Origin of the sequence: Rhodococcus sp. R1101 (assembly GCF_000278445.1) — a bacterium.
Taxonomy (GTDB): domain Bacteria; phylum Actinomycetota; class Actinomycetes; order Mycobacteriales; family Mycobacteriaceae; genus Rhodococcus; species Rhodococcus gordoniae.
Genome location: NZ_AJVB01000520.1, coordinates 1 through 2,564, shown reverse-complemented (window position 1 = coordinate 2,564; position 2,564 = coordinate 1). Strand labels below are relative to the sequence as shown.

Sequence of the window (2,564 nt, the reverse complement as noted above, 5' to 3'; positions counted from 1 at the left end):
ACATCCGCGTACGGATCCAGGAAACGCCGGAGATGCGCGTGGCCGCCGCTGCACAGGAACGCACGAAACTACCGTTGGTCGAAGTCCTGCGTTCACACCCGGCGGCGCTGCTCCTCGGTGTCGGTGCCGTGGTGGCGGGCGTGGCGATCACCTACGTCAAGACGACCTTCGCCCTCGCCTGGGCCACCACCGACCTCGGGTTCACCCGATCGGACTTCCTGCTCGTGATCACCCTCGCACTGGTCGCGCAGGTGCTCGTCCAACCCTTCGGTGCGGTTCTCGCCACCAGGATCGACGCGCGACGCGCCGTGCTGTGGATGCTCGGACCCGAGCTCATCGTCCTGCCGCTGATGTTCGTGCTGATCCGCACGGGCTCGCTCACCTGGGCGATCATCGGCATGGTGCTCGCCACCGCGCCGCACGCGATGTACTACTCGGCGCTGGCCGGCATCCTCGCGCAGGTCTTCCCCACCCACGTGCGCTACACCGGCATCTCGTTGTCGTATCAGATCTCGACGGCGATCTTCGCCGGCACCGCCCCGATGGCGAGCCAGTTCCTCCTCAACCGCGCCGGCTCGATCTGGCCGGTCGTCGGACTCGGGATCGGATACGTGCTGATCTCCCTGGTCTGCATGACCGCGCTGCTCAAACGCTCACCGACCAGCACCGAGCCCGACGAACCACGCCCCGCCCCCGCCCGGACGACGGCCGACGCCTCCTGACACCGAACGGACGAAAATGAACTACGCCCACACCGACCCGGCTCTGGATGCGGTACTCGACCGCTGGATCTCCGACGCCCACCGGCCGCTCACCGACCGTCTCCTCGCGCGCCTGGGTGCCGATGCCGCCGACCGTCTCGACGCGCTCGCGGCCACGGCGAACGCCCATCCGCCGGTGCTGCACCGGTACGACCCCGACGGCGAGCGCATCGACCGCATCGAGTACCACCCCGCCTATCTCGAACTGTGCCGCGCCGCCTACAGCGAATACGGTCTCTCGGCACTGTCGCACCGCCCGATCCACGGTTGGACGGACACGCCCCCGCATCTCGTCAAGTACCTCGCGTCATATCTGTTCGTGCAGGCCGAGTTCGGCCTCGCCTGCCCGGTGTCGATGACCGATGCCGCCGCGCGCACCCTGCGGATGTTCGGCGACCCCGAGGTGTTCGGCCCGTGGATCGACGGCCTGACCTCCACCGATCCGGCCACCGCTCTGACGGGGGCGATGTTCATGACCGAGACCCAGGCGGGCACCGATATCGCGAAGACCGAGACCCGCGCCGAATTCGACGGCAACGCATGGCGCTTGACCGGACGCAAGTGGTTCACCTCCAACCCGGACGCCGATGTCGTGATCACCCTCGCCCGGTTCCCCGGCGGCGACGAGAACTCGACCCGCGGCGTCGGAATGTTCATGCTGCCCGAGCGGCTTCCCGACGGGAGCCGGAACTCGTACACGATCGACCGTCTCAAGGACAAGCTCGGCACGCGATCGATGCCCAGCGGCGAGGTCACCCTGCACGGGGCGTACGCGCTGCAGGTCGGCGACCTCGACCGTGGATTCCGGCAGATGACGGAGATGCTGAACACCTCCCGCCTGTCGAACGCGATGCGCTCGAGCGCCCTGATCCGGCGCGCCGTGCGCGACGCCGTCGCTCACACGAGGGATCGGGTGGTCTTCGGGAAGTCCCTGTTCGACCAGCCGCTCATGCGCGCCACCCTGCTGCCGCTGCTGCTCGACGCCGAGGCCGCTCTCGCGCTCGTCGCCTACAGCGGTGCGACCCTCGATCGCGCCGACCACGGTGACGCGCAGGCCCGCAGTGTCGTCCGGATCCTCACGCCCGTCGCCAAGCACTACATCTGCAAGCGCGCCCGCACCGTCACCGGTGAGGCGATGGAGATCCGGGGTGGCAGCGGCTACATCGAGGACCGGGTGTTCGCCCGCCTCGTGCGCGACTCACACCTCGGATCGATCTGGGAGGGTTCGAGCAATGTCATCGCGCTCGACGTGCTGCGGTCGATGCGCAAGAACGGCGCGCACCGGGTCCTGGCCGACGCGCAGCGCACACTGCTCCACGCGGCGCATCCGGAGTGCGCCCCGGTCGTCGCAGCACTGCGGGAACGCTGGGATGCGCTCGAGGCGCGCGGCGAAGACCTGCTCGCCGGCGACGACACGCACGCGCAAACCCGCTGCGCGACCTACACCGACGATCTCGCACGGACGGTGATGGCGACCCTGCTCGTGGACCTGGCGTCGCACCGCATCGCGCGCGGTCTCGGCCACCGGTCGTTGCTCGTCGCCCATGCCTACCTCGACGGCCTGGCCGGTGAACCGAATGCCGTCGCTCTCGACCACCTCGCCGTGATCGCCGACGGCACGGACGTCGACCCGTCCGTCGCGGCCGCCGCGGCGCCGAGCACCGCCGCCGATGCGGCACCGACTGCACTGACAGGAGCCCGCTCATGAGCACGCATCCCACCGGCCCGGCCCCGCTCGCCGGCATCAAGGTCCTCGACCTGTCGAAAATCCTCGCCGGACCGTACGCGACCATGTCGTTCTCC

2 protein-coding genes are annotated in these 2,564 nt (G+C 69.3%); both read left to right on the top strand.

Going from position 1 to position 2,564, the window contains the following annotated elements; translation table 11 throughout:
- A partial coding sequence (locus R1101_RS27920) for an MFS transporter (RefSeq protein ID WP_016935221.1) occupies positions 1 to 722 on the top strand: 722 nt, incomplete at its 5' end.
- A gap of 16 nt (positions 723 to 738) precedes the next feature.
- A complete protein-coding gene (locus R1101_RS0120905; protein ID WP_016935220.1) occupies positions 739 to 2,469 on the top strand; it encodes an acyl-CoA dehydrogenase family protein in 1,731 nt (576 codons plus the stop codon).
- Positions 2,470 to 2,564: the final 95 nt, after the last annotated feature.

Coding starts and splice junctions, on each gene's coding strand:
- R1101_RS0120905 (WP_016935220.1), top strand. CDS start 739: ATGAACTACGCCCACACCGACCCGGCTCTGGATGCGGTACTCGACCGC.